The organism is Pseudomonas sp. SIMBA_041, assembly GCF_046535095.1.
In the GTDB taxonomy this organism is placed as follows: domain Bacteria; phylum Pseudomonadota; class Gammaproteobacteria; order Pseudomonadales; family Pseudomonadaceae; genus Aquipseudomonas; species Aquipseudomonas mucoides.
Window position 1 is genome coordinate 1 of sequence record NZ_JAWRXJ010001054.1, and the last position, 229, is coordinate 229.

Genomic DNA, 229 nt, shown 5'->3' on the forward strand with positions numbered 1-229 from the left:
CCACCGCCACCTGGTCCTGGGTCAGCAACTGGCGGCCCCTCTCGGCGAACAGCGGCCAGTTCGAGGCCGGGTCCACCACCACCGGTTCCAGCAGCTTGCCCTTGACCCCGCCCTTGGCGTTGATTTCGTCGATGGTCATCAGCGCCATGTCCTTGAGGGACGTTTCGGAGATCGCCATGGTGCCCGACAGCGAGTGCAGGATCCCCACCTTGATGGTTTCGGCGGCCTG

1 protein-coding gene is annotated in these 229 nt (G+C 65.5%); it reads right to left on the reverse strand.

What is annotated here, in order from left to right:
• On the reverse strand, positions 1 to 229 hold a 229-nt coding region (locus tag SB725_RS34335; protein WP_410923847.1), incomplete at both ends, for a transporter substrate-binding protein.